The sequence below is a fragment of the Streptomyces sp. NPDC046881 genome (assembly GCF_040645015.1).
Lineage (GTDB): Bacteria > Actinomycetota > Actinomycetes > Streptomycetales > Streptomycetaceae > Streptomyces.
In genome coordinates this window covers 34,233-58,666 of sequence record NZ_JBEYXJ010000031.1, presented here as the reverse complement: position 1 = coordinate 58,666, position 24,434 = coordinate 34,233, and the positions used below count along the sequence as shown (strand labels likewise).

General features: G+C 70.3%; 21 protein-coding genes and 1 pseudogene. 15 read left to right on the top strand and 7 right to left on the bottom strand.

Annotation, left to right across the window (positions count from 1 at the left end; all coding sequences use genetic code 11):
- Nucleotides 1-3 precede the first annotated feature (3 nt).
- The 9 genes from ABZ923_RS17565 to ABZ923_RS17525 all read left to right on the top strand — a co-directional run bounded on the left by ABZ923_RS17565 (nucleotide 4) and on the right by ABZ923_RS17525 (nucleotide 11,132).
- Nucleotides 4-366 carry a DUF4233 domain-containing protein gene (locus ABZ923_RS17565; protein WP_361471987.1) on the top strand — a complete coding sequence of 121 codons (363 nt, stop codon included), beginning with the start codon at nucleotides 4-6 and terminating at the stop codon, nucleotides 364-366.
- A gap of 65 nt (nucleotides 367-431) precedes the next feature.
- Entirely contained in the window at nucleotides 432-845 is a 414-nt protein-coding gene (gene ndk / locus ABZ923_RS17560) for a nucleoside-diphosphate kinase (RefSeq protein ID WP_059249537.1), read from the top strand.
- A 270-nt stretch (nucleotides 846-1,115) separates the two neighbouring features.
- Nucleotides 1,116-2,135, top strand: a complete 1,020-nt coding sequence (locus ABZ923_RS17555; protein WP_014672705.1) for a rod shape-determining protein — start codon at nucleotides 1,116-1,118, stop codon at nucleotides 2,133-2,135.
- A 164-nt stretch (nucleotides 2,136-2,299) separates the two neighbouring features.
- A complete protein-coding gene (gene mreC, locus ABZ923_RS17550) occupies nucleotides 2,300-3,238 on the top strand; it encodes a rod shape-determining protein MreC (RefSeq protein WP_361471984.1) in 939 nt (312 codons plus the stop codon).
- Nucleotides 3,239-3,250: 12 nt separating this feature from the next.
- Nucleotides 3,251-3,928, top strand: coding sequence for a rod shape-determining protein MreD (mreD, locus tag ABZ923_RS17545; protein ID WP_358644574.1), 678 nt, complete (start codon nucleotides 3,251-3,253; stop codon nucleotides 3,926-3,928).
- Between the two features lie 161 nt (nucleotides 3,929-4,089).
- A complete protein-coding gene (gene mrdA, locus ABZ923_RS17540; protein ID WP_361471980.1) occupies nucleotides 4,090-6,342 on the top strand; it encodes a penicillin-binding protein 2 in 2,253 nt (750 codons plus the stop codon).
- The gene (rodA, locus tag ABZ923_RS17535) at nucleotides 6,339-7,535 is read left to right on the top strand and encodes a rod shape-determining protein RodA (RefSeq protein WP_361471978.1); all 1,197 of its coding nucleotides are present in this window, start codon (nucleotides 6,339-6,341) and stop codon (nucleotides 7,533-7,535) included. The genes mrdA and rodA overlap by 4 nt, the downstream gene beginning before the upstream one ends.
- A gap of 50 nt (nucleotides 7,536-7,585) precedes the next feature.
- Complete coding sequence (locus ABZ923_RS17530; protein ID WP_361471976.1) at nucleotides 7,586-9,088, top strand: CYTH and CHAD domain-containing protein; 1,503 nt, start codon at nucleotides 7,586-7,588, stop codon at nucleotides 9,086-9,088.
- An 82-nt stretch (nucleotides 9,089-9,170) separates the two neighbouring features.
- On the top strand, nucleotides 9,171-11,132 hold the full coding sequence (locus ABZ923_RS17525) for a TIGR03960 family B12-binding radical SAM protein (protein ID WP_361471973.1): 1,962 nt from the start codon (nucleotides 9,171-9,173) through the stop codon (nucleotides 11,130-11,132).
- 288 nt (nucleotides 11,133-11,420) lie between these two features.
- Here ABZ923_RS17525 and ABZ923_RS17520 read toward each other — a convergent pair.
- A pseudogene (locus ABZ923_RS17520) lies at nucleotides 11,421-11,579 on the bottom strand (IS1380 family transposase); the annotation flags it as partial.
- Nucleotides 11,580-11,680: 101 nt separating this feature from the next.
- On the opposite strand from ABZ923_RS17520, the gene ABZ923_RS17515 reads away from it, so the two are divergent.
- Nucleotides 11,681-12,616, top strand: coding sequence for a DUF5996 family protein (locus ABZ923_RS17515; RefSeq protein ID WP_361472035.1), 936 nt, complete (start codon nucleotides 11,681-11,683; stop codon nucleotides 12,614-12,616).
- Nucleotides 12,617-12,762: 146 nt separating this feature from the next.
- On the opposite strand, the gene ABZ923_RS17510 is transcribed toward ABZ923_RS17515, so the two are convergent.
- On the bottom strand, nucleotides 12,763-13,236 hold the full coding sequence (locus ABZ923_RS17510) for a VOC family protein (RefSeq protein WP_361471971.1): 474 nt from the start codon (nucleotides 13,234-13,236) through the stop codon (nucleotides 12,763-12,765).
- Between the two features lie 136 nt (nucleotides 13,237-13,372).
- Between ABZ923_RS17510 and ABZ923_RS17505 the strand changes: the two genes are divergently transcribed.
- From ABZ923_RS17505 to ABZ923_RS17495, 3 genes are all read left to right on the top strand, one after another.
- Nucleotides 13,373-14,767, top strand: coding sequence for a vanadium-dependent haloperoxidase (locus ABZ923_RS17505; protein ID WP_361471969.1), 1,395 nt, complete (start codon nucleotides 13,373-13,375; stop codon nucleotides 14,765-14,767).
- 215 nt (nucleotides 14,768-14,982) lie between these two features.
- Nucleotides 14,983-17,040 (top strand): restriction endonuclease, encoded by a 2,058-nt coding sequence (locus ABZ923_RS17500; RefSeq protein WP_361471966.1) that lies wholly within the window; start codon nucleotides 14,983-14,985, stop codon nucleotides 17,038-17,040.
- A gap of 269 nt (nucleotides 17,041-17,309) precedes the next feature.
- Nucleotides 17,310-17,498 carry a hypothetical protein gene (locus ABZ923_RS17495; RefSeq protein WP_361471964.1) on the top strand — a complete coding sequence of 63 codons (189 nt, stop codon included), beginning with the start codon at nucleotides 17,310-17,312 and terminating at the stop codon, nucleotides 17,496-17,498.
- Nucleotides 17,499-17,697: 199 nt separating this feature from the next.
- Here ABZ923_RS17495 and ABZ923_RS17490 read toward each other — a convergent pair whose 3' ends face one another.
- The 5 genes from ABZ923_RS17490 to ABZ923_RS17470 form a co-directional block, all read right to left on the bottom strand.
- The gene (locus tag ABZ923_RS17490) at nucleotides 17,698-17,943 is read right to left on the bottom strand and encodes a hypothetical protein (protein ID WP_361471962.1); all 246 of its coding nucleotides are present in this window, start codon (nucleotides 17,941-17,943) and stop codon (nucleotides 17,698-17,700) included.
- 199 nt (nucleotides 17,944-18,142) lie between these two features.
- A complete protein-coding gene (locus ABZ923_RS17485) occupies nucleotides 18,143-18,781 on the bottom strand; it encodes a hypothetical protein (RefSeq protein ID WP_361471960.1) in 639 nt (212 codons plus the stop codon).
- Between the two features lie 198 nt (nucleotides 18,782-18,979).
- A complete protein-coding gene (locus ABZ923_RS17480) occupies nucleotides 18,980-20,095 on the bottom strand; it encodes a glycosyltransferase (RefSeq protein WP_361471957.1) in 1,116 nt (371 codons plus the stop codon).
- Between the two features lie 105 nt (nucleotides 20,096-20,200).
- On the bottom strand, nucleotides 20,201-20,953 hold the full coding sequence (locus ABZ923_RS17475) for a hypothetical protein (protein WP_361471954.1): 753 nt from the start codon (nucleotides 20,951-20,953) through the stop codon (nucleotides 20,201-20,203).
- A gap of 256 nt (nucleotides 20,954-21,209) precedes the next feature.
- Nucleotides 21,210-22,421 (bottom strand): dipeptidyl aminopeptidase, encoded by a 1,212-nt coding sequence (locus ABZ923_RS17470; protein WP_361471951.1) that lies wholly within the window; start codon nucleotides 22,419-22,421, stop codon nucleotides 21,210-21,212.
- A 201-nt stretch (nucleotides 22,422-22,622) separates the two neighbouring features.
- Here ABZ923_RS17470 and ABZ923_RS17465 point away from each other — a divergent pair, with 201 nt between their 5' ends.
- Nucleotides 22,623-23,234 carry a hypothetical protein gene (locus tag ABZ923_RS17465; protein ID WP_361471949.1) on the top strand — a complete coding sequence of 204 codons (612 nt, stop codon included), beginning with the start codon at nucleotides 22,623-22,625 and terminating at the stop codon, nucleotides 23,232-23,234.
- Between the two features lie 86 nt (nucleotides 23,235-23,320).
- Nucleotides 23,321-24,433 carry a hypothetical protein gene (locus ABZ923_RS17460; protein WP_361471947.1) on the top strand — a complete coding sequence of 371 codons (1,113 nt, stop codon included), beginning with the start codon at nucleotides 23,321-23,323 and terminating at the stop codon, nucleotides 24,431-24,433.
- The last annotated feature ends 1 nt before the right edge of the window (nucleotide 24,434 follow it).

Sequence of the window (24,434 nt, the reverse complement as noted above, 5' to 3'; positions counted from 1 at the left end):
AGGATGCGTACGCTCTGTGCATCGACCCTGATCGGCGAGTTCTTCGTCATCGGTTTCGCCGGGCTCGTCGCCATGAAGGACCCGGACCTGTCCACGTCCACGGTGTGGCTGGTCAGCGGCATCGCCATGCTGCTGTGCGTGCTGCTGTGCGGCATGGTGACCCGGCCCGGCGGGGTGGCCCTCGGCTGGGCCCTGCAGATCGCCCTGATCGCCTCCGGCGTCTTCGTCCCGACCATGTACTTCATGGGTGCGGTGTTCGCGGCGCTGTGGTGGGCGTCGGTGCACTTCGGGCGAAAGGTGGACGAGGCGAAGGCGAGATTCGCCGCCCAGGCCCAGTCCTCCTCCTCCACGGCTGACGCTGCGTAACAAGGGCCCCGACACGCCCTGTAACCTCGTCCCACCGCACCCGCAAGTCGTGTAAGGAGCCCCCCGTGAGCCAGCGCACCCTCGTCCTCCTCAAGCCCGACGCCGTCCGTCGAGGCCTGACCGGCGAGATCATCAGCCGTATCGAGCGCAAGGCCGGCTGGCAGATCACCGCGCTGGAGCTGCGCACCCTGGACCAGGACACGCTGGAGCAGCACTACGGCGAGCACAAGGGCAAGCCGTTCTACGAGCCGCTGGTGGAGTTCATGTCCTCCGGCCCGGTCGTGGCCATGATCGTCGAGGGCGAGCGGGTCATCGAGGGCGTGCGCGCGCTGGCCGGCCCCACCGACCCGATCGCCGCCGCGCCCGGTTCGATCCGCGGCGACTACGGCGTGATCGTGCGCGAGAACCTGATCCACGCCTCCGACTCCGAGGAGTCCGCCGAGCGCGAGGTGAAGATCTTCTTCCCGGGCCGCGCGTAACGCCCACGGCCGCGGCGGAGGGTTCGGGGGAGTGCCCCCGGACCTCGGTCTTTCCGGCATGAGTACCGGCGATCGAGGGAACGAGCGTCCCCGAACGCCCGTCTCCACAAGCGGGGCGGCACGCCATCTGGTGACAATGGCGGAGACCCTCGCGCAGTGTTCGTGCAGGCGCGTTTACGATGGAAGCCTTCACGTCACAGCACCCGCCTCGCCGACCTGACATGCCCTCAAAAGCGCAGGAAGGCCAGATGAATCCGGATGGGGAACTCAATGTCGTTCATCGGCCGTGACATGGCTGTCGACCTCGGGACCGCCAACACGCTGGTGTACGTCAGGGGTCGCGGGATCGTACTGAACGAGCCGTCCGTCGTGGCGATCAACACCAACACGGGTGGGATCCTCGCGGTCGGTGCCGAAGCGAAGAAGATGATCGGCCGGACGCCGGGCAACATCGTGGCCGTCCGCCCGCTGAAGGACGGCGTGATCGCCGACTTCGAGATCACCGAGCGGATGCTCCGCTACTTCATCCTGAAGATCCACAAGCGGCGGTATCTGGCCCGGCCGCGGGTCGTCGTCTGTGTGCCCTCCGGTATCACGGGCGTCGAGCGCCGCGCGGTCATCGAGGCGTCCTCCCAGGCAGGCGCCCGCCAGGTGCACATCATCGAGGAGCCCATGGCCGCCGCCATCGGCTCCGGTCTGCCGGTCCACGAGGCCACCGGCAACATGGTGGTGGACATCGGCGGCGGCACCACCGAGGTCGCGGTCATCTCGCTCGGCGGCATCGTCACCGCCCAGTCCATCCGCGTCGCCGGAGACGAACTGGACAACGCGATCATCCAGTACATCAAGAAGGAGTACAGCCTCCTGCTGGGTGAGCGCACGGCCGAGCAGATCAAGATCACGATCGGTTCGGCGTACGACCTCGACACCGACGAGCACACCGAAGTGCGCGGCCGGGACCTGGTGTCCGGGCTGCCGAAGACCGTCGTCATCTCGGCGGCCGAGGTCCGCAAGGCGATCGAGGAACCGGTCAACGCGATCGTGGACGCGGTGAAGACCACCCTCGACAAGTGCCCGCCGGAGCTGTCCGGCGACATCATGGACCGGGGAATCGTTCTGACCGGCGGCGGCGCCCTGCTGCGCGGGCTCGACGAGCGGCTGCGGCGGGAGACCGGCATGCCGATCCACATCGCCGAGGACCCGCTGGACAGCGTCGCGCTCGGTTCCGGCAAGTGCGTCGAGGAGTTCGAGGCGCTGCAGCAGGTCCTGGACGCCCAGCCGCGCAGATGACGCGACGCAGCGATTCCGCCGTACGAGACGTTCTCCTCTCGTGCGGCGGATCGTTGACATAGAGGCATAAGCTCCCGCACATGGGCCACTTGGGTCGCGCCGCAGCACGCGCGTCCCCAGGGGTCCGACGAATTCCTACTTGAGGAAGGGCACGGCCGCCGCACGTGAGGGACACGAAAGAGAGCCGGCTGCTCCTGGTCCTGCTGGTCGCCATCGCGTTCGCGCTGATCACGGTGGACATCCGGGGAGGCCGGAACTCCCCGGTCGACGGTGCCCGGCACGCCGCCGCGGCGGTGTTCGGCCCGGTCGAGGACGGGCTGTCCTCCGCGGTCGACCCGGTCGGCAACGCCGTCTCCGCGGTCCGTGACTCCGGCAGCCGGCACGACCGGCTCGCCGCGCTGGAGAAGGAGAACGCGGCCCTCAAGGCCAAGCTCGGCAGCGACGACCGCAACCGCAGCCGCCTCAAGCAGCTGGACAAGCTGCTGAAGATCGCCGGCGAGGGGCAGTACGGCATCAAGGGCGCCCAGGTCATCGCCATCGGCTCGGCCCAGGGCTTCTCCTGGACCATCACCATCGACGCCGGCGCCGACGACGGCATCCGGCGGGACATGACCGTCCTCAACGGCGACGGCCTGGTCGGCCGGGTCACCACCGTCGGCCCCGGCACCTCCACCGTGCTGCTGGCCAACGACCCCGACTTCACCGTCGGCACCCGCATGGAGGCGGGCGACGAACTGGGCTTCGCCTCCGGCCAGGGCGACCGCCCGCTGCGCGTGGAACTGCTCAACGGCAAGGCGGAGGTGAAGAAGGGCGACCGGCTCGTCACGTTCGGCTCGCAGGCCGACAAGCCGTTCGTGCCCGGCGTCCCGGTCGGCGTGGTCTCCCGCGTGGACCCGTCCGGCGGCGGCCTGACCCGCACCCTCTACGTCACCCCGTACGTCAGCTTCACCAAGCTCGACATCGTCGGCGTGGTCGTGCAGGCGCCGGAGAAGGACCCGCGGGACACCGTGCTCCCGGCCCGGCCGAAACCGGTCCCGACACCGACGGTGACCGTCACGGTCACCCCGTCGGCCGACGCCCCCGCCACCGACGAAGAGCAGTAGGAGCCGAATCCCATGCGTGTCAACCGGATCCTGCTCTCCACCGCGCTGGTCGTCGTGGCCCTGGTCATCCAGGTGAGCGTCCTCGCCCGGCTGCACCTGCCCGGTGCCGTCCCCGACCTGCTGCTGCTCACCGTCCTCGGCCTGGCCATGGTGTACGGCCATGTCGGCGGCGCCCTCGTCGGCTTCGGCGCCGGCCTGCTCGCCGACCTGGCCCCGCCTGCCGACCACGCGGCCGGCCGGTACGCGCTCGTGCTGTGCGTCATCGGCTACCTCGCCGGGCTCGTCCGCCCGGAGAACGGCCGGCTGAAGTCGGCGACCGGCCCCATGGCCGTCGTGGTCGCCGCCGCCATCGGCTCCACCCTGCTCTACGCCGGGGTGGGCGCCCTGGTCGGCGACACCGCCGCCCGCCATGTCGGCCTGCCCGGGCTGCTGTTCTCGGCCGCCCTGTACGACCTGCTGCTCGCCCCGTTCGTGGTGCCCGGCGTGATGTGGCTGGCCCGCCGCTCCGACAACGACCCGCTCACCGAGAGCGGGCCCGCCGCCAAGGCCGGGGACATCTCCTCCGGCTGGCTCTCCTCCGGCACCGGACTGCGCATCGGCAGCCAGCGCGGCGGCCTCGGCGCACTGAAGGCCAAGGCACGCACCCGCTCCGCCAAGGTCGGCCGCATCAAGGGGGTCAAGCGGCTGTGAGCGGCGGCGAGTTCCACCTCGGCGAGTTCACCCGAACGGGTCAGCTTTCCCGGAACGCGGGTTCACAGGCTGGTCGTTCATCATTCGTACGCGCACAGGCGGTTCGCACGGACGCCCGCCGCGCCCAGACGTCCGCACACTGAGAGGGGGAGACAGCCGCAGTGACCAACATCCCCGAGACCGGTCGGACCCCACGCGTCCAGACCCGGCTCGTCGTGATCCAGATCCTCGTCCTCTCCCTCCTCGGCACACTCGGCGGCCGCCTGTGGTACCTGCAGATCCGCGAGGGCGCCGAGTACCAGAAGGAGGCCTCCGGCAACCACGTCCAGCAGGTCGTCGACCCCGCCGTGCGCGGCGACATCCTGGACGCCCGCGGTGTGCCCCTCGCGGACAACGAGACCCGCCTGGTCGTCTCCGCCTCCCGCACCGACCTGCTGAAGCAGAAGGACGACGGCAAGGCCGTCCTCACCAAGCTGGCCGGCGTCCTCGGCATGAGCCCCCAGGAGGTCATGCAGAAGGTCCGGCTGTGCGACGCCAAGACCCCCCAGCCCTGCTGGAACGGCTCGCCCTACCAGCCGATCCCCATCACCGACGAGGCCACGGCCAAGCAGGCCCTGCAGATCCGCGAGCGCTCCGAGGACTTCCCCGGCATCACCGCCGAACCCGAGGCCGTCCGCCGCTACCCGGGCCCCGGCAAGTCCAACACCGCGCAGGTCCTCGGCTACCTCTCGCCCGTCACCGACGACGAGATCCAGAAGGCCAAGGACACCGACTCGCCCTACCTGCGCTCCGACATGGTCGGCCGCTCCGGCCTGGAGCGGACCTACGACAGGATGCTGCGCGGCAAGGCCGGCGTCACCCGCTACGAGGTCGACAACCTCGGCCGGGTCATCGGCAAGGCCAAGTCGGACGCGGCCGAGCCCGGTTCCAACCTGGTCACCAGCATCGACTCCCGCGTCCAGCGGGTCGCCGAGTACGAACTGGACAAGGCGATGAAGGCCGCCCGCCAGCAGTTCGACAAGATCACCGGCACCAACTACAAGGCCGACTCCGGCGCCGTCGTCGTGATGGAGGCCAAGACCGGCCGGATCGTCGCCATGGCCTCCGCGCCGACGTACGACCCGAACGTCTGGGTCGGCGGCATCTCCGCCAAGGACTACAAGGCCCTCACCGGCAAGGACTCCGACTACCCCCTGCTCAACCGGGCCATACAGGGCCAGGCCGCACCCGGCTCGACCTTCAAGGTGGTCTCCACGGCCGCCGCGGTCGAGGCCGGCTACGACTTCGACGGCCGCTACCCCTGCACCAGCTCCTACTCGGTGGGCGGCCAGGTCTTCAAGAACTTCGAGGGCGAGAGCTTCGGCCCGATCCCGCTGGGCCGCGCCCTGGAGGTCTCCTGCGACACCGTCTTCTACTACCTGGCCGACAAGGAGTGGAAGAAGGACGGCGGCATCAACCCCAAGAAGGGCCAGCCGAAGGACTACTTCTACAAGGCCGCCCACCAGTTCGGCCTCGGCAAGGAGACCGGCATCGACCTGCCCAACGAGGTCACCGGCCGCGTCCCCGACCGCCAGTGGAAGCTGAACTACTGGAAGGCCAACAAGGACGCCTGGTGCAAGACCGGCAAGAAGGACGGCTCCTACGTCGAGAAGATCGCCTACGAGAACTGCCTCGAAGGCAACAAGATGCGCGAGGGTGACTCGATCAACTACTCCATCGGCCAGGGTGACACGCTCGTCACGCCGATTCAGGAGGCCGTGATCTACGGCGCCGTCGCCAACGGCGGCACGATGTACCAGCCGACCATCGGCAAGGCGATCATCAGTGCCGACGGCAAGAGCGTGCAGGAGATCAAGCCGACCAAGCGCGGGAAACTCCCGGTCAGCCAGGCCACCCTGCGCGGCATGAACGACGCCTTCGCCGGCGTCATCACCCGCGGTACCGCGGCCTGGAAGTTCGGCGGCTGGCCGCAGAACAAGATCCCGCTGCACGCCAAGACCGGTACGGCCGAGGTCTACGGCAAGCAGACCACGTCCTGGCTGGCCACCTACTCCGAGGACTACACGGTGATCATGACGATCGCCCAGGCCGGTACGGGTTCCGGAGCCTCCGGTGAGGCCGTGCGCAACATCTACAGCGCGCTCTACGGCGTCCAGGGCGACGGCTCCATCGACCACAAGAAGGCGCTGCTGCCCGAACCGCAGAAGGGCCTGCCCAAGGTCCGCACCGACGGCACCATCGCCGCCCCCAAGGTCACCGGCGACCCGGCGAAGGACGCCGAGGCCGCCCAGAAGAACAACCCCACCAACGGCGACGACCAACAGCCCGCGGGGACCACACCCTCGCCCACCACGGGCAACCGCGACACCCGCAGGCGGCCGCGCAGGCGGGGGAGCCGGAGGATGCCCTCATGACCGGCGCGAACAGCTTCTCCGTCTCCGGGTACGGCCCCGAGCGGGCCGGCTGGACCAGGATCTTCGCCCGCGACTCGCTCGCCCGCCGGCTGGACTGGCCGATCCTGTTCGCGGCCACCGCCCTGTCCCTGCTGGGCTCGCTGCTGGTGTACTCGGCGACCCGCAACCGCACCGAGCTGAACCAGGGCGACCCGTACTTCTTCCTGGTCCGGCACCTGATGAACCTCGGCATCGGGATCGCCCTGATGATCGGCACGGTCTGGCTCGGCCACCGCGCCCTGCGCAACGCCGTGCCGATCCTCTACGGCCTGTCCGTGCTCCTCGCCCTGGTGGTCCTCACCCCGCTCGGCGCCACGATCAACGGCCAGCGCAACTGGCTGGTCATCGGCGGCTTCTCGCTCCAGCCCGCCGAATTCCTCAAGGTCACGATCATCCTGGGCATGGCCATGATGCTGGCCGCCCGGGTGGACGCGGGCGACAAGCCGTACCCCGACCACCGGACCGTGTTCCAGTCCCTGTGCCTGGCCGCCGTACCCATCCTGATCCTGCTGCTCATGCCCGACCTCGGTTCGGTGCTGGCCATGGTGGCGATCATCCTGGGCGTGCTGCTCGCCTCCGGCGCCTCCAACCGCTGGGTCTTCGGCCTGCTCATCGCCGGTGTGATCGGCTGCATCGCGATCTGGCAGCTGCACATCCTGGACGACTACCAGATCAACCGGTTCGCCGCCTTCGCCAACCCGGACCTGGACCCGGCCGGCGTCGGCTACAACACCAACCAGGCCCGCATCGCCATCGGCTCCGGCGGGCTCACCGGAGCCGGACTCTTCCACGGCTCGCAGACCACCGGCCAGTTCGTGCCCGAGCAGCAGACGGACTTCGTGTTCACGGTCGCGGGGGAGGAGCTGGGCTTCGTCGGCGCGGGCTTCATCATCTTCCTGCTCGGCGTCGTCCTGTGGCGCGCCTGCCGGATAGCGCGTGACTCCACCGAGCTGTACGGGACGACCGTCGCCGCCGGGATCGTCGCCTGGTTCGCCTTCCAGGCCTTCGAGAACATCGGCATGACCCTCGGCATCATGCCGGTCACGGGCCTGCCCCTGCCGTTCGTGTCGTACGGCGGCTCGTCGATGTTCGCGGTATGGGTCGCGGTGGGCCTGCTCCAGTCGATCAAGGTGCAGCGCCCGATGTCGGCGTAGGCCCCGGGCGCCCCCTGCCGCACCGGCGCCTCGGACACTAGATTCGGTGCATGGCGGAGACGAAACGCGAGATCGAGCGCAAGTACGAATCCGACGACAGCGGGCTGCCCGACCTGACCGGCACCGGCGGCGTGGCGGCCGTCCTCGACAAGGGCGTGGCCGAGCTGGACGCCACCTACTACGACACCGCGGACGAACGGCTCACCGCCGCCTCGCTCACGCTGCGCCGCCGCACCGGAGGCTCGGACGCCGGCTGGCACCTGAAGTTCCCGGTCGCCCCCGGGGTCCGCGACGAGATCCGGGCCCCGCTGTCCGACACCGTCCCCGAGGAGATCGCCGCCCTGGTCCGCTCCCGCGTCCGGGACGCCGAACTGATCCCCCTGGTCCGGCTGTGCTCCGCCCGCGATGTACGCCACCTGGTCGACGCCGAGGGCACCCTGCTGGCCGAGGCGAGCCTCGACACCGTGACCGCCGAACGGCTCACCGGCAAGAGGCGGGCCGCCCAGTGGACCGAGATCGAGGTGGAACTGGCCGACGGCGGCGACCCGGCCGTCCTCGACCAGCTGGACGAACGGCTGCGCGGGGCGGGCGTACGCCCAGCCGCCGCACCGTCCAAACTGGCCCGCGCCCTGGAGCTGACGGGCGGCCGCCGCCGCGGCGGGAAGAGCGGGCCCCCGCCTCCGGTGACCGCCGGCGACCACGTCCTGGCCTATCTGCGCGCCCAGCGGGACGCCCTGGTCGAGCTGGACCCCGCCGTCCGCCGCGGCCTGCCCGACGCGGTGCACCGCATGCGGGTCGCCACCCGCCGCGCCCGCAGCACCCTGCGCACCTTCGGCACCGTCCTGGACCGCGCCGTCACCGACCCCGTCGGCGCCGAGCTGAAGTGGCTCGCCGGCGAGCTGGGCATCGACCGGGACCAGGAGGTGCTGGCCGACCGACTGAAGACCGCCCTCGACGCGCTCCCGCCCGCCCTGGTCGCCGGCCCCGCCCGGGAACGGCTCACCGCCTGGGCCGGGGCCCGGCAGGGCGGCGCCCACGCCCACCTGACCGGCGTCCTGGACTCCCACCGCTACCTGACCCTGCTGGACAGCCTGGACGCCCTCCTCGCCGACCCGCCGCTGCGCAAGGCGGCCGGGAAGAAACCGGCGAAGCCGCTCGGCAAGGCCGTACACAAGGACGAGAGGAAGCTGGCGGCCGTCCTGGAGCACGCGCTGCAGCTGCCGCCGGGCCAGGACCGCGACCTCGCCCTGCACGAGGCCCGCAAGAAGGCCAAGCGCACCCGCTACGCCGCCGAGGCCGGCACCCCCGCCCTGGGCGCCCCCGCCCGCGCCCTCACCGGGGCCATGAAGTCCCTCACCACCCTCCTCGGCGACCACCAGGACAGCGTCATGGCCCGCCGCACCCTCCAGGAGCTCGCGGCGGTGGCCCACGCGGCCGGCGAGAGCGCCTTCACCTACGGGGTGCTGTACGGCAGGGAGGAGGCGCGGGCGGCCGCGCTGGAGGCCGAGCTGCCCGGCCGGTGGAAGAAGATCAGGAGCGGGGCGCCCGGCTGAGCGTCCGCCCGGGCGTTCGGGGGAGGCCGCCGGCCGGGTTACGCTTGATGGTCACCCCCGTCAGCTCATGAAGGTTCGCGAGATGCCTGTCGAGTCGGTTTTCCCGCAGCTCGAAGCTCTGCTCCCGCACGTGCAGAAGCCGATCCAGTACGTCGGCGGAGAGCTCAACTCCACGGTCAAGCCGTGGGACGAGTGCGACGTCCGCTGGGCGCTCATGTACCCGGACGCGTACGAGGTCGGCCTGCCCAACCAGGGCGTGATGATCCTCTACGAGGTCCTCAACGAGCAGGAGGGCGTCCTCGCCGAGCGCACCTACAGCGTGTGGCCGGACCTGGAGGCGCTGATGCGTGAGCACCGCGTCCCGCAGTTCACGGTGGACAGCCACCGCCCGGTGAAGGCGTTCGACGTGTTCGGCCTCAGCTTCTCCACGGAGCTGGGCTACACCAACATGCTCACCGCCCTGGACCTGGCCGGCATCCCGCTGGAGTCCAAGGACCGCACGATCGACGACCCGATCGTCCTGGCCGGCGGCCACGCGGCCTTCAACCCGGAGCCGATCGCCGACTTCATCGACGCGGCCGTCATCGGCGACGGCGAGCAGGCCGTCCTGGACATGACCCGGATCATCCGCGAGTGGAAGGCCGAGGGCCGCCCGGGAGGCCGCGAGGAGGTCCTCTTCCGCCTCGCGAAGACCGGCGGGGTCTACATCCCGGCGTTCTACGACGTCGAGTACCTCCCCGACGGCCGTATCGCCCGCGTCGTCCCCAACAAGTCGGGCGTCCCGTGGCGCGTGTCCAAGCACACGGTCATGGACCTCGACGAGTGGCCCTACCCCAAGCAGCCCCTCGTGCCGCTCGCCGAGACGGTCCACGAGCGCATGTCGGTGGAGATCTTCCGCGGCTGCACCCGCGGCTGCCGCTTCTGCCAGGCCGGCATGATCACCCGTCCGGTGCGCGAGCGCTCCATCACCGGCATCGGCGAGATGGTCGACAAGGGCCTGAAGGCGACGGGCTTCGAGGAGGTGGGCCTGCTGTCCCTCTCCTCGGCGGACCACTCGGAGATCGGCGACATCGCCAAGGGCCTGGCGGACCGCTACGAGGACGACAAGATCGGCCTCTCCCTCCCGTCCACCCGCGTCGACGCCTTCAACATCGACCTGGCGAACGAACTGACCCGCAACGGCCGCCGCTCCGGCCTGACCTTCGCCCCCGAGGGCGGCTCGGAGCGCATCCGCAAGGTCATCAACAAGATGGTCTCGGAGGACGACCTGATCCGCACGGTCGCCACGGCCTACGGCAACGGCTGGCGCCAGGTGAAGCTGTACTTCATGTGCGGCCTGCCCACGGAGACCGACGACGACGTCCTCCAGATCGCCGACATGGCGACGCGGGTGATCGCCAAGGGCCGCGAGGTCTCGGGCTCCAACGACATCCGCTGCACGGTCTCGATCGGCGGCTTCGTCCCCAAGCCCCACACCCCCTTCCAGTGGGCCCCGCAGCTCTCGGCGGAGGAGACGGACGCCCGCCTGGAGAAGCTCCGCGACAAGATCCGCGGCGACAAGAAGTACGGCCGCTCCATCGGCTTCCGCTACCACGACGGCAAGCCCGGCATCGTCGAGGGCCTCCTCTCCCGCGGCGACCGCCGCATCGGCGCCGTCATCCGCGCCGTCTACGACGACGGCGGCCGCTTCGACGGCTGGCGCGAGCACTTCTCCTACGACCGCTGGATGGCCTGCGCGGACAAGGCGCTGGCCCCCTACGGCGTGGACGTCGACTGGTACACCACCCGCGAGCGCACCTACGAGGAGGTCCTGCCCTGGGACCACCTCGACTCCGGCCTGGACAAGGACTGGCTCTGGGAGGACTGGCAGGACGCCCTCGACGAGACGGAGGTCGAGGACTGCCGCTGGACCCCGTGCTTCGACTGCGGCGTGTGCCCGCAGATGGACACGTCCATCCAGATCGGCCCGACCGGCAAGAAGCTGCTGCCTCTGACGGTCAAGAACGCGGGTCCGACGCCGGCTTCGAGTGGTCACGCGCACTGAGGCGGGCGAGGCACTCGACCGGATGATGGAGGCGCTGGCGAGGGTGAGCGAGGAGGACGTGGCTGCGGCGTTGGCTGCGGTCGGTGCTTCGCGTCCTCGCCCTTAGGCGCCGCTGGCATCCTCTCGGACGCCGCTGCCGAGCCGTGGAAGTGCCAAGAACATCGTCTCCGAGGCGGAGTGGGTCTGAGGGCCGTTCCCGGCTTGTCCACAACTGCATGGCCCCCGAGTCCCCTTCCCTGAGGGAGGGGACTCGCTGGTGTGCTTTGGCGGCCGTACCGTGCACAGCAATCAGTCGCCCGCGAAGGGCCAGCGCCGGGCGAGGTGATGGCGACGGCGGCCGGTGACGAGCTGGGCGGCGGCCGGGAAAGGCCGCAGGCGTCCGGGCTCCCAGAGCCTGGCGGCGCCGGGGAGGGCGAGCATCGGCATCCAAGCCGGCAGGTCCAGGGCGGCGCAGCCGCGCTGTCGGTGCCGCGGCTGCAGTGCGGCGATCCCTCCGGCCACCCGGCGCGGGTGCCGGACACCGCCCGCGAGGTCATCATGGGACCGTGATGGAGCTTTTCCCACCGATGCCGTTGACGCAGTGGCGGGACACCAAGGAGACCCTGCACCGCTTCGAACAGATCGTCGGCAAGATCCGCCTGGCGGCGAGCGCCCGGCGCAACCACTGGTGGAACGTCCCGTTCCATGTCACGGGACGGGGCATCACCACGCGTCCGATGGGTCTGGTCGACGGGAATCCGATCTTCACGATCGACTTCGACTTCGTCGACCACCGGCTCATCGTCGCGACGCTGGACGGCGAAGAGCGGTCCTTCCCGCTTCTGGGCCATTCCGTGGCGTCCTTCCACGACGCGACCCTGGCCGCTCTGACCGCGCTGGGCGTCCGGGTGGACATCGCCATTCCCAGGCCTTTCGACCTGCCCGACGCCGGCCGACCGTTCGCCCAGGACACCGAGCACGCGACCTACGATCCGCTGGCCGCGAACCGCTACTGGCGGGTCCTGAGCCAGGTGGCGTCCGTGCTGGAGGAGTTCGCGGCGGGCTACTCGGGAAAGAGCAGCCCGGTGCACCACTTCTGGCACACCTTCGACATCGCCCACAGCCGGTTCTCCGGGCGACAGACCGATCAGCCTCGGCAGGCCGACCCGGTGACCCGGGAGGCGTACTCCAGGGAAGTGATCAGCTTCGGCTTCTGGTTCGGCGACGACACCTTCCCCGAGCCCGCCTTCTACTCCTATACCGCCCCCGAGCCCGCCGGCCTGGCCGGGGAGCCGCTCAGCCCCGCGTCCGCGCGGTGGGTCACGCGCGGCGACAACCATCTTGCCGTGCTGCGCTACGACGCGGCCCGCGTCGAGACCGATCCCCGTGCCGCCGTCCTCGCCTTCTACGAGAGCACCTACCGGGCCGGGGCCGGACGCGCCGGATGGGACATCGCGACGCTCGCGTGCCCCGGAGGCATCACGGACGCGGTCCGGCGGATCTGACTTCCGGTCCGGGAAGTCCGACGACCGAGCGCGGTCGTGGAGCTGCCGCTCCCGGACGCCAGGGACCTTGTCCCCGGAGTGGACCGGAGAGGGTGTTCCGCCTCGCGCGCGCTCCGTTCGGTGCTGCAAGGGTGAGGAACTGCGGGTCAGGTTTCGGTGTCGGTGCGCGCCAGGATGCCTTTGAGCAGCCCCGTGGCCTGGCCCACCTCGATGAGGTAGCCGTCCGGATCGCGCATATAGCAGCGCAGCTCGGCACGGCGGTCGATGGGCGGGGTGAGGAACTCGGCCCCTTTGGCGCTTGCCGTGGTGTAGAAGTCGTGGATGTCCGCCACCCGTACGTTCAGGAAGCTGGAGACGGTGTTGGGGTTCTCCGGTGTGCGCAGGACGACATCGGGTTTGTCGTCGGTGGGGCCGCCGCCCGGGTTCATGATGATCCAGCTGTTGGCGACCTTGACGATGCAGGGATTCTCATCCAGCACCACCCTTCCACCCAGTATGTCGGCGTAGAACGCGCGCGAGCGAGGGACATCGCTGACCGTGAGGAAGTGGGTGAGCACCAAGCCCTCGGCCGGTGCGGGAAGGTCGTCGGCTGTGGTGCCGCCAGACGTGACGTCGGACATGTGTCGAGCGTATGGCGCGCATGGCCGTGCGGCATTCTCAGCCGGTGGTCCGGCGCCGGTCCGGTCACGGCGAGTTGTCTTGCTTGTACAGGGGGTAGTTGCTAAGCCTTGGGCACTCGATGCTAGGGAGCACGCTGTGCATCAAGAGCCCCCTTTTCCCGTTCCTCCGCGTTCACGCGTCCGGGCGTTCGCCTGCGCCGTCGCGGCCGTCGCCCTGGTGACGCTCACCGCTGCGACAAGTCCCCCCGACACGGACACCCGGACGGCGGCGGACCCGGCAGCCGTGGTCCGCGAGTGGAACGCCATCGCCACCGACACGATCAAGACCAGCCTCGGCCCACGCCCCTCCGGGCAGGCGGCGATCTGGGAGGGCTTCGTCTCCGTCGCCGTGTACAACGCCGTGGTGGGGATCGAAGGCGGCTACTCCTTGTACAAATGGCACGAACGCGGTCCGGCCAGGGCCTCCTCCGCGGCGGCCGCCGCCACTGCGGCCCACGACGTGCTGCTCACCTACTTCCCGGCCTTCAAGGAGCGGCTCGACACCGCGTACGCGGACTCGCTCGCCGCTCTTCCGGCCGGTCATACCAGAGACCGGGGCGTGGACTACGGAAAGCGCGCTGCCGCCCGCATCATCGAACTCCGGGAAGGGGACGGCAGGTTCGCGGACGTTCCGTTCACCGCTTCCCCGGCACCGGGGGTCTGGCGGCCCACCCCGCCGGCGTTCCAGCCGTTCATCGACACCTGGCTCGCCAGGCTCCGCCCCCTCCTGCTCGCTTCCCCGCGGCAGTTCCGCCCCGGCGGACCGCCCGCCCTCTCCTCGGCCGCTTACGCCGAGGATGTCCAGGAGCTGAAGGCCATGGGCGCGAAGACCGGCTCGGGCCGGAGCGCGCAGCAGACCGAGACCGCCCTCTTCTTCAGCGGCAACCTGGTCGCACAGGTCCAGACAGCCGTACGAGACCGCGCCGCCCGGCACCGGCTCGGCATCGCCGAGACGGCCCGGCTGTTCGCCGCGGTGAACGCGTCGGCGGCCGACGCCGTCGTCACCGCATGGGACGCCAAGCTCCACTACGGCTCCTGGCGGCCGATCACCGCCATCCGCCTCGCCGACACCGACGGCAACCCGGCGACGACGGCTGACCCGGCCTGGGAGCCGCTGCTCCTCACTCCGCCACACCCGGACTACGTCGCCGGCCACACGACCGTCAGCGCGGCCGTCGCACGCGCCGTGACCGGCGTTCTCGGCACCTCGCACATCGACCTCTACGTCCCCTCCGAGGTCACCGGCACCACGCGGTACTACGGGTCCGCCGACGACCTCAACCGGGACGTCGTCGACGCCCGTGTGTGGGGCGGCGTCCACTCCCGAACGGCGGACGTGGCCGGCTGCCGGGCCGGCACCCGCGTGGCCGCCTGGGCACTGGAGCACTACTTCCAGCCGGTCGCCAAGGACGGCACCCAGCCGTCCCCGCCGACCCGAGCGGCTCGGCAGGGCGGGCCCGCCGAGCCGAAGTGCGGCGACGACACCGACTGAACCACAGAGCCGAAGTGGACCCCGCCTCTGCCGGATCCTGGGGAGCGGTGGGGTTCCACTCAGAAGTTGCCGCTGGAGCAGCCGATGCAAGTTGCCTGTGGCAAGTTGATGTCCGTCCCAGCGATTGCTGGATAAAGTCGTTCGGTTACTACTGGTTGTGGGGGCAACCAGCGCGTGGTCGGCTGTGCCGACGTCCTGGGGAGGGCCTGTAGCGCATGAGTCGTCGCTCTGCTGGTTTCGTAGGTGTCTGGGCGGAGATGCAGCGACAGCACCAGCGTCAAGTGGAAGCCGAGGCCAGACGGCGCCGGGAAGAGGAACGGCAGGCGCGGGCCTGTCAACGACGTGCCACGCAGGAGTACCGGCAGTACCGACAGGCAGAGGCGAGGCGGCGCACGGAGGAGCTGGATGCGCAGGTCGCCTCCTTGCAGGGGCTGCTGGCCGCGGGTTGTCAGGCGCCGGCCTTCAGGGCGTCGTCCCTGATGCGGGTGGAAGAGATACCGCCGTTCGACCCGGGACAGCTCGCTTGGCCCGTGCGCATGCCGGATCCGAGCCAGTACCAGGCACAGGGAGGTTGGACCGCAAGCCGGCGAGCCCAAGCTCAGGCGGAGGCGCAGACTCGTTTCGAACGGGACTGGCACGCCGCGCAAGCTGCCGAAGCACAGCGACAGCAGCGGCTGGCGGCCTTCCAGCGAGATTACGAGCAGAGGACTGGGGCCCAGCGGGCGGAGGTGCGTCGGCACAATGCCGGCATCGTCCAGGTGACTGAGGGTGTCAGGCGGGGAGACCCTGACTCCGTGGTCGAGTACTTCTCCGCCGCCCTCTACTCGTCGACTGCCTGGCCCGAAGGGTTTCCTCGGCAGGTTGCCGCAGCCTTCGACTCGGCGGCACGGCAGCTGGTCCTGGACTGGGAACTGCCCGGGTACGACGTGGTCCCCGAGGCGAAGTCCGTGAGGTACGTGCCTTCTCAGGACGAGGACAAGGAATCCGCGCGTCCTGTGACCCAGCGCCGTGGGCTGTACCGAGAGGTGTTGGCGCAGAGCCTGCTGCTGGTCCTGCACCAGCTCTTCGCGGCGGATGAGTACCGCATCCTCGACTCGGTGGCCCTGAACGGCTTCGTGGACGCCCACGATCCGGCGACGGGCAGGCGGACGCACATCTTTCTTGCGACCGTCATGGCCCAGCGGGCGGCGTTCACCGCTCTGCACCTGGAGCAGGTGGACGCGGTCAGCTGTCTGACCGACGCGCTGCGGGGCCAGCTCGCGTCCCGCCCTGATCAGCTCACCTCCGTACGCCCGGGCCGAAAGCCTGAGGACGTCGGAAATCATGTCGTCACCCACGGCGGTGATGAGGAACCGGATCTGTTCGAAATGGATCCGATCGAGTTCGAGTCACTCGTTGCCGACCTGTTCCGCGCCATGGGGATGCAGGCTGTGACGACCCAGCGCTCGAATGACGGCGGCGTGGACGTCGACGCGCTGGACCCGACGCCCATCCGAGGCGGCAAGATCGTCGTACAGGTGAAGCGCTACCGCAGCACAGTGCCGCCCACCGCGGTGCGTGACCTGTACGGAACGGTCCAGGACGTCGGCGCCAACAAGGGAGTGCTGGTGACCACGGCGGGCTTCGGCCCCGGCTCACACACCTTCGCTCGGGGTAAGCCCTTGGAGCTCATATCGGGCGGTGAGCTCGTCGACCTGTTGCACCGGCACGGGCTTCGTGGGCGCCTGGGGGAGGGGGGACGGCCGATTCCCGCGCAGCCGTCGCCGTCCCGTCCTGCAACAGCGCCCGACGACCACAATGTCCTGGGCATGGTTTGGTCCGGCGGTGTCGCACTGGACGTATGCGCTCTTGTCTGCCGTGGCAATCGAGTCCTGAGTGAAGACCACTTCGTCTTCTTCAACAATCCGCGGACTCCGGACGGTTCGGTACGCGCAGTGCCGGCTGCGGCGCCGGACAAGGCGGCGCTCCGTGTTTCCTTCGACGCGTTGCCGGAAGCGGCTGATCGGCTCGTTCTCGTGGCGGCCGTCGACCCGGAGGTGAACCCGCAAGCCGACCTGTCCGGATTCACCGATGCATGCATCCGATTGCTGGACCCGGCAATGACTGAGCTCGGTCGGCTTGAGGTCTCCGACGGCCGCTCCGGCGAGACCGCATTGGTGCTCGGCTCCTTCCGGCACAGGCCCAATGGAGACTGGGACTTCGTGCTCGGAGGGAAGGGGTACACAGGGGGGCTGGAGCAGCTCGTCCAGGAGTACGGCATCGAAGTGGAGTGACGACAGGGGGCTCCTGCATAGTGCTGCCTTGTCCGCAGATGGACACCCGCATCCCGTCGGCCCCACGGGCAAAAAGCTGCTGCCTCTGACGGTCAAGAACGCGGGTCGTCGGCGAACACGCCAGTGACCGATCTCCGCGAAGGAGGGGTGTGTTCTTCTTAGCATGAGCTGGTGGTCAAGTCTGGCCGACGACGTGCCCAGCAGCGGTGCGAGGGGCAGAAGACCATGCAGCGTCACCGCCCGATCACCCTCGGTCTGCCACCAGCGGCGTGCTGCAAGTCACCCTCCGCGCCGACGGCACCTACGTGTCGGGGTGCCTGCGCCCGACCCGGATCGTGGAGCCAGGCACACCGGAATCGGGCGGCGACGGGATCGACCTCGTCGGCGATGTGTCGGAGGAGGACTTCGGTCCGCACGCGGCGCACATCTCGGCGGACGGGACGATCCAGCGCCCGTAGCCGAGCCTTGCCTGGCCCGGGACGTCGGGATCCCGGAGGGCATTGGCTGGCGCACCCCGGACGTCACCGCGGACCGTGGGATGCGGTCGGCAGGGCGGTCGGGAAGAGGGGCCCTGCCCCGGTTCCCGACCGCCCTGAGTTGGATGGAGTTCACCTGTGCAGTTGTGTGGTACGGGCAGGAACGGCTGTTGCCTGTCCGTCAGTTGCAGAAGTTGAGGATGGGGAGGAGGCCGTTCCCGCACTGGAACTCGTCGCCGTCGCCGCCGCCACCGTGACCGCCGTAGACGGGGCTGGCCTTGGTGACGGCGTGCGTGGCGGGCGTTGCGGCCACGGCGGATGTGGCGGTTGCCACCCCCGCCGCACAAGCGATGCCCACGGCGACGCTCACCGCGAATACTCGCGGAATCCGGGAAACGATCTTCTTGGAGTGAGGTGTTGTGTTCATGAACTCACCATGCACACTCCCGCGAGCAGTTGCTCGCCGAGCGCATCCGAGCGAGTGAGCCACCGAGTCACCCCGTACGTCGCTCGGTGGGGATGACGGTGTTGCCGTGACGAACTGTCGGGCATGCACGTGCGGTTGAGTGCGGCAACTCCGGCGCAGCCGGACGGCGAACGATCGGGACTCGCTGCCTTGATGGCGGTCAGTGCAGGATGCTGACGGCTCGCGCGATCACGAGCAGCGAGGTCAGGAGGGCGGAGACGCTCTGAACGGTCATCATGACTTTGGCGCGGGTCGACAGCGGCATGGTGTCCGTGGGGCTGAAGGCCGTGGAGTTGGTGACGGACACGTACAGGTAGTCGATGAGGGTGGGAACCCAGTCGGAGGTGCCGCTGGCGCCGTCGGCGACTTCCTGGACGGCGTCGTCGTTCTCGTCCTGCGAGAAACGGAAGTCCGCCAGGGGCAAAGCGGAGCGGGGCACCTGGGTGCGGCTGACCGGGCCGCCCCGATCCAGCTCCCAGTAGGCCAGACCGAAGACGATGATGTTGGTGAGCCAGACCTGCAGCGCCGCCACCAGCAGGGAGCGGCCGTCCTTCACGCCGGCGTACACCAGTTCATGGATCAGGATGGTCAGCGCCACGAGATTGCTGACCGCAATGACGGCCACGAGCGTCAGCGAGAGCACCCGGAAGGCTTTCGTCTGCCGGGTCAGACGTTTCGGGTTGATCGCGATGAGCGGAATGAGCAGCAGACATTCCAGGGCGGGGAGCACGTAACGGGGAGCGATCAGCAACCGTTGCGGCAGGAACAGGTACAGAGCGATTGCGGCAAGCGTCGCCACCACTGCCGGCAGCCGTGCCTCCCCCCTGCGCTCATGCCGGGGATGCCTGGTCCTCGCGTCCGCACGCGTACGCGCCATACCACCTCGCCTTCCGGTCCCACCACGACAACGCCACGGCACCCTCGTACCCATCGGCGATGCAGCGGCCTCCTGGCGGCGCTGCGGCGCCACTTCGGTCCCTTTCCGTGGAGCCCGGTTTCATGCCGGCTGGGGGCGGGGGGCTCCTGCGGCCAGCCGGGTGCGGGCGAAGTCGCGGTTGGCGAGGACCCGTTCGCGCTCGGCCTCGGGCAGTCTGCCGCCGTCCAGGAGGCGCTCGCAGCACTCCAGGGACTCACGGTAGGAGCCCATCCAGTACGCCGACACCGCCAGCTCGTCCAGGGCTTGCCAGTCGTACCAGGCGTGCTCGACGAACAGGATGTCGGCGGGGCGCGGGATCTCCACCGCGCGCCGGGCGTACAGGTAGGCGAGCGGCCAGCGCTCTCCCTGGACGCGGCAGAGGCGGGCGAGTTCGCCGAGCGGTTCGGCGCGGGTGGGCCGGTACGCGTGGGCGTCCAGGAAGCGGGCCATGACCTCGGACGTCTTGCGCTTGAGGCTCTGGGCGAGCCGGGCCGCGTAGAGCCGGGCGCAGAACACCTCCTCGGCGAAGCCGCCCATGGCCGCGCGGCGGTCGTAGGCGGCGAGTGCCTTCGCGGGTTCGCCGGCGTCGCGCCAGCTCTGGGCGAGATAGAAGACGTAGCGGGTGTTCTCGGGTTCCTTGGCGAGTCCGTCTTTCAGGACGGCGGCGTCGCGCAGGTATTTTCTGCGCTGGTCGCCCTGCTGGCGTCCGCCGCCGCCCAGAATGACCATGCGGACGCCGGGCAGCGTCGCGCGGCTGAACCGTGCGTCGCATTCCAGGTATTCGTGCAGGACGCCGACGTAGCGCCAGGGCAGCCGGGTCGAGACCAGTGTCGGGCGCCAGTGGACGACGGGGCCGTGGCGCACCTCGACGTCGTAGCAGTCGTGGGTCAGCTCCGGCATCGTGAAGCCGGGGTCGGTCTCCAGCACGTCGTCGGCGTCGATGAACAGCAGGTAGCGGGCCTGGTCCCGGGCCCGTTCGATCGCCTCCGTACGGCTGAGGTCGAAGCCTTTCCAGGGGCTTTCGCAGAGCGTGCCGGGCAGGTCGGCGAGCGTGTCGCGGATGACGTCCTGGGTCCCGTCGGTCGAGCCCGTGTCAAGGATCACCCAGGTGTCGACAAGGGGGCGTACGGATTCGAGGCAACGGCGGATCACATGTGCCTCGTCCTTGACGATCATATTGAGGCAGACCGTTTTCATGGGCTCTTTCTTTTCCCTGGCAGAAAGGACCGGCTCGTGAATTCAAGCGCAAGGGGTGTCCGGCAGCCGGCAATGACGTGCCGGACACTCCTCATACGTCATGCGCTACGGGACGATGGTCCCGCCGTTCACGGCGCCGGGGGCCGGCTGTCTGTTCACGAGGACCCAGGGATTGTTGTCGCAGTTCAGGGTGCGGTTGCTGGTGACGACCTGACAGGTGGTCTCGTAGACGGCGCCCGTGGTGGTCACGACGTCGACCCTCAGGTCGCCTTCCGCCTGGTTGCCCTGGCTGTGCTGGGCGAGGGCGATGCCGCAGGCGTTCTGCGGGTAGTTGGGGTGCGTGCTGAGGTCGGTCCACAGGAAGGGTCCGGGAGTCGCCGTCGTGAGGTCACGGATGCCCGCGTAGGCCCTGGCGGGGTTGGAGCCGGTGAGGGCGGCCCGCAGTTCGAAGTTGTTGCTGTCCTGGCTGGCGTCGATGTCGGCGCACGGACCGGTCGCACCCGTGGCGCCGGTCGCACCCGTGGCGCCGGTGGCACCCGTGGCGCCCGTCGCACCTGTGGCGCCCGTGGCACCGGTCGCACCCGTCGCACCCGTCGCACCGGTCGCGCCCCGGCATCCCTCGTGGTCTCCGCCGGTCGGGCCCGTGGTCGTCTTCGGATCGTCGCGGGGATCGTCGCAGTCGTGGCCGCCGCCCCGCATGGCGGTCGGCGTGTGATCGGTGACGGCGCGGCCGGCCGCCACGGCCGGCGAGGCCAGTCCGGCCGTCAGCGCGAGGGTGAGGGAGGTAAGCATCCCGGCCTGCTTGAACCGCGCCCGGGCCACCGGCCCGAGCCGCGAGGCCCTGTACTCAGGACTCATGCAGTGCTCCTTGAGTCGAAGCGGTCCGGGCGGGACCCGGACGGCGGTCCGGGGGGCCCGGACTCCAGTGCGAGCGTGACCTGAGCGCGCGGCACCGGCCGACCCGTACGAGCCGAATGAGGCGTTTTATCCTCATATCAGAGCAATCGCTGCCGTCTGATGGGGCACCCTTTACCCACGGTCACCCGTTCGCAGCAACTGGCGGCGCGACAGCGCCTCCTGAGGCGCCGTCCGCCGGCCGTCCGCCGGCCGCCCGCTAGCCGTCCGACCGGGTCAGGCGGCCGTCCAGCCAGTCGAAGACCCGCTGCTCGAACAGCGCGCGGCCCATCGGCTCGCAGTGCAGATGCGCCCCCTCCTCCTCGGTGAAGCGCACCAGCTGCTTCGGGCCGGGCAGGAGGTCGTACAACTCCTGTGCCGCGCCCGGCCAGAAGTGCTCGCCGTCCGGATCGGTGATCAGCAGCGGGGTGGTGATCCGGCCGGCGACGGGCGTGACGTCGTACCGGGAGACCTCCGTCAGCAGGTCGAACGGCGAGTCGACGCCGTACGGCTTGGCGCGCCAGCGCCACAGGGTGGCCAGGGCCGGATCCCGGCGCAGGCCCTCCGCCATGAAGCCGTCGAAGGCGGCACGGTCGCCGGACTCCCACAGGGTGCGCAGGTCGGGGCCGAGGTTGTGCCACCAGCTGTCCGCCACCCGGACCACCCCCGGGTCGGCGACCGCGGCGGCGATCCGGTGCTCGAAGGCGAGCGAGCGCGGAACCCAGTACCCGGCCTGGCTGATGCCGGCCAGGGCGAGCCGCCGGGGGTCGGTGCCGGGGCGGGCGAGGAGGAAGTCGACGACCGGGGTGATCACGTTCTCCCAGTCGGGCCGGAAGGTCACCCCCCGCTCGAAGAGCATCGACTGCTGGCCCGGGCCGTCGAAGAGCAGGACGCGGTAGCCGCGGGCCACCGCCGGGGCGCCGAGCAGCGTCCAGGCGGAGCTGATCGGGCCGTCGCTGCCGTTGTTGACGATCAGCGTGGGCAGCGGGCCGGACCCGCCCGAGGGGCCGACCAGGTAGCCGGGCAGGGACGTGTCCTCGTACGGGATCGACACCGGCTCGGCGGGCGGGTCCCAGGCCCCGAGGAAGCGGTCGAAGCACGCGCGGTGCTCGGCAAACACCTCGGCCAGCCGTTTTTCGGGATCGGCGGCCGCGTCCACGCCCACCAGGGCGGTGCCGGAGTACCCGGCGGCACGCAGCCAGCCGTCCCGCGCGCTCACCGTCCGCCCCTCGGCCGCGGCGCGTTCGGCCCGCTCCCGGACCCCGCGGGCCAGCTCCGCCCAGGCCGTGCACCAGGTCTCGCCGTCCCCGTCCGCCACGGCGGAGGCGGTGGCCAGGACCTCGCCCACATCGGCGCCCTGCCGCCAGCCCGAGCCCAGGGCGAGCCGGATCTCGTAGTCGAACTGCTCGTTCGCGCTGAAGCGGTAGGTCATGGCGGCTCCAGGACAGGCCGTTCCGGCACCCCTCGACCGTCCGCACCGCACCGCACCGCACGTTCACGCTAGAAGGCTTCCGCCCGCCCCGCACTTCGCCCGCCCGCACTTCCGCCCGGCCTCGCACGACAGGCGGCACCCGGCCCCGCGGCGGCACGATGGGAGGGGAGCGGGCCTCGGGATCCGACGGGAGGAGCTGCCATGGCTCAGCAGACGGCGGCGAAGGCACCCGCCAAGAAGCCCGTCGGCACCGGCGGCATCTTCTTCTCGTTCGCACCGTGGATCATCTTCGGGGTGATCGCCAGCCCCAGTACCTGGGAGTACGCGGCACTCGCCGCCCTGGTCGCCTCGATCGTCCTGTCAGGACAGGACATGCTGCACGGCAGGCTCCGGGTCCTCGACATGACCGGCATCGTGTTCTTCGCCGTGCTCTCCGTCCTCGCGCTGGCCCTCGGCCGCGGGCAGCTCGCCTGGCTGGAGACGTACGCGCAGGTCGTCTCCAACGGGCTGGTGGCCGTCGTGGCGCTCGGCTCGCTGCTCACCGACCCGTTCACCGCGCAGTACGCCCGCGAGCAGACACGCCGGGAGGTGTGGGACTCGCCCGTCTTCCGGCACGTCAACAGGGTGCTGACGGCCGTGTGGGGGCTGGCCTTCGCGTTGATGACGGTCTCGACCTGGCTGGCCGTCCGCTACCCCGCCCAGGACGACTGGTTCAACTGGGTCGTCCCCGTCGTCCTGCTGGTGGCGGCCGTGAAGTTCACCGAGCGCTATCCGGAGTCGTACAAGGCGCGCGTGGTGCGGGCGGGCGCGTGACGCCGACGAGCGCGGACACGCGGGACGGCGGGACACGTTTTCGACATGGCCGGATCCGGACGGGCGGCCCGTGCGTCTAGCACGGTATGGACCTCCAGAAGCCGCCACCCGCGCCGTCCCCGCCCGAGGGATGCCTCGTCGTCGCCATCCGCCTGCCGGTGCGGATCGTCGTCCTGGTGCTGGTCGTGCCGGTGCGCATGGTCTGGGACGCGCTCGTCGTCACCGGGCGGTTCCTCCGGGACACCGTGCTCCGGCCGTTCGGGCGGGCACTGCTGTGGGCCGGCAAGGCCGTGTTCGTCTGGCCGTTCGTGGGCCTGTGGCGGTACGTCCTGGTCCCCGCCGGCCGGGCGCTGGGCTGGCTCGGCACCGTTTTCGTCGTCGTACCGGCCGGGTGGCTCCACCGGTACGTCCTCACCCCCGTCGGGCAGGCCCTCGCCTGGCTCGCGCGCGGGGTGGGCGCCGGGTTCGGGTGGGTGTACGCGCGCGTGCTCACCCCGGTCGGGCATGCGCTGACCTGGCTGCTGAAGGGCGTCGGCGCGGTGCTGGCCGCCGTCGGGCTCGGCGTGTACACCGCCGTCGCCTGGCTGGTGCGGTATCTGCTCGTCGTACCCGCGCGCTGGCTGTACACCTGGCTCCTCGCCCCCGTCGGCCGGGCCGTCGCCTGGTGCGTACGGGGACTCGGGTGGCTGCTGGGCGTGCTCGGCACCGGCGCCGGCCTCGCCCTGTACTGGACCGCCCGCGTCCTGTTCGTGCTGCCCGCGCTCGCCCTGTGGCGCTGGGTGCTGGCGCCCGTCGGCCGGTTCCTCGCGGTCGTCGCGCGCGAGGTCGGCGACGCGCTCGGACACGCCTGGCGGGTCGCCGGGCGGATCTCCCGGGCCGTCGGGAGGGCGCTCGGGACCCTCTTCCGGTGGATCTTCGTGGAGCCGGTGCGCTGGGTGTACCGGAGTGTCCTCACCCCGGTCGGGCACGTCGTACGGGACGCCGTCCTGCGGCCCGTCGCCGACGGGGTGCGCGCGGTGGGCCGGGTCTCGCGCGAGGTGCTGGCCTCGGCCCGCGCCACGGTGCGACAGGCCCGCGCCGACGTGCGGCGCATGCTGTTCGGCGAGGCCCGGCAACCGGCGCCGGTGGACCGGCGGGAACCCTCGGGCCACGACACACGTACTCTTGGTAGGAGTACGACCGCTCTCACGAAGGACTAGG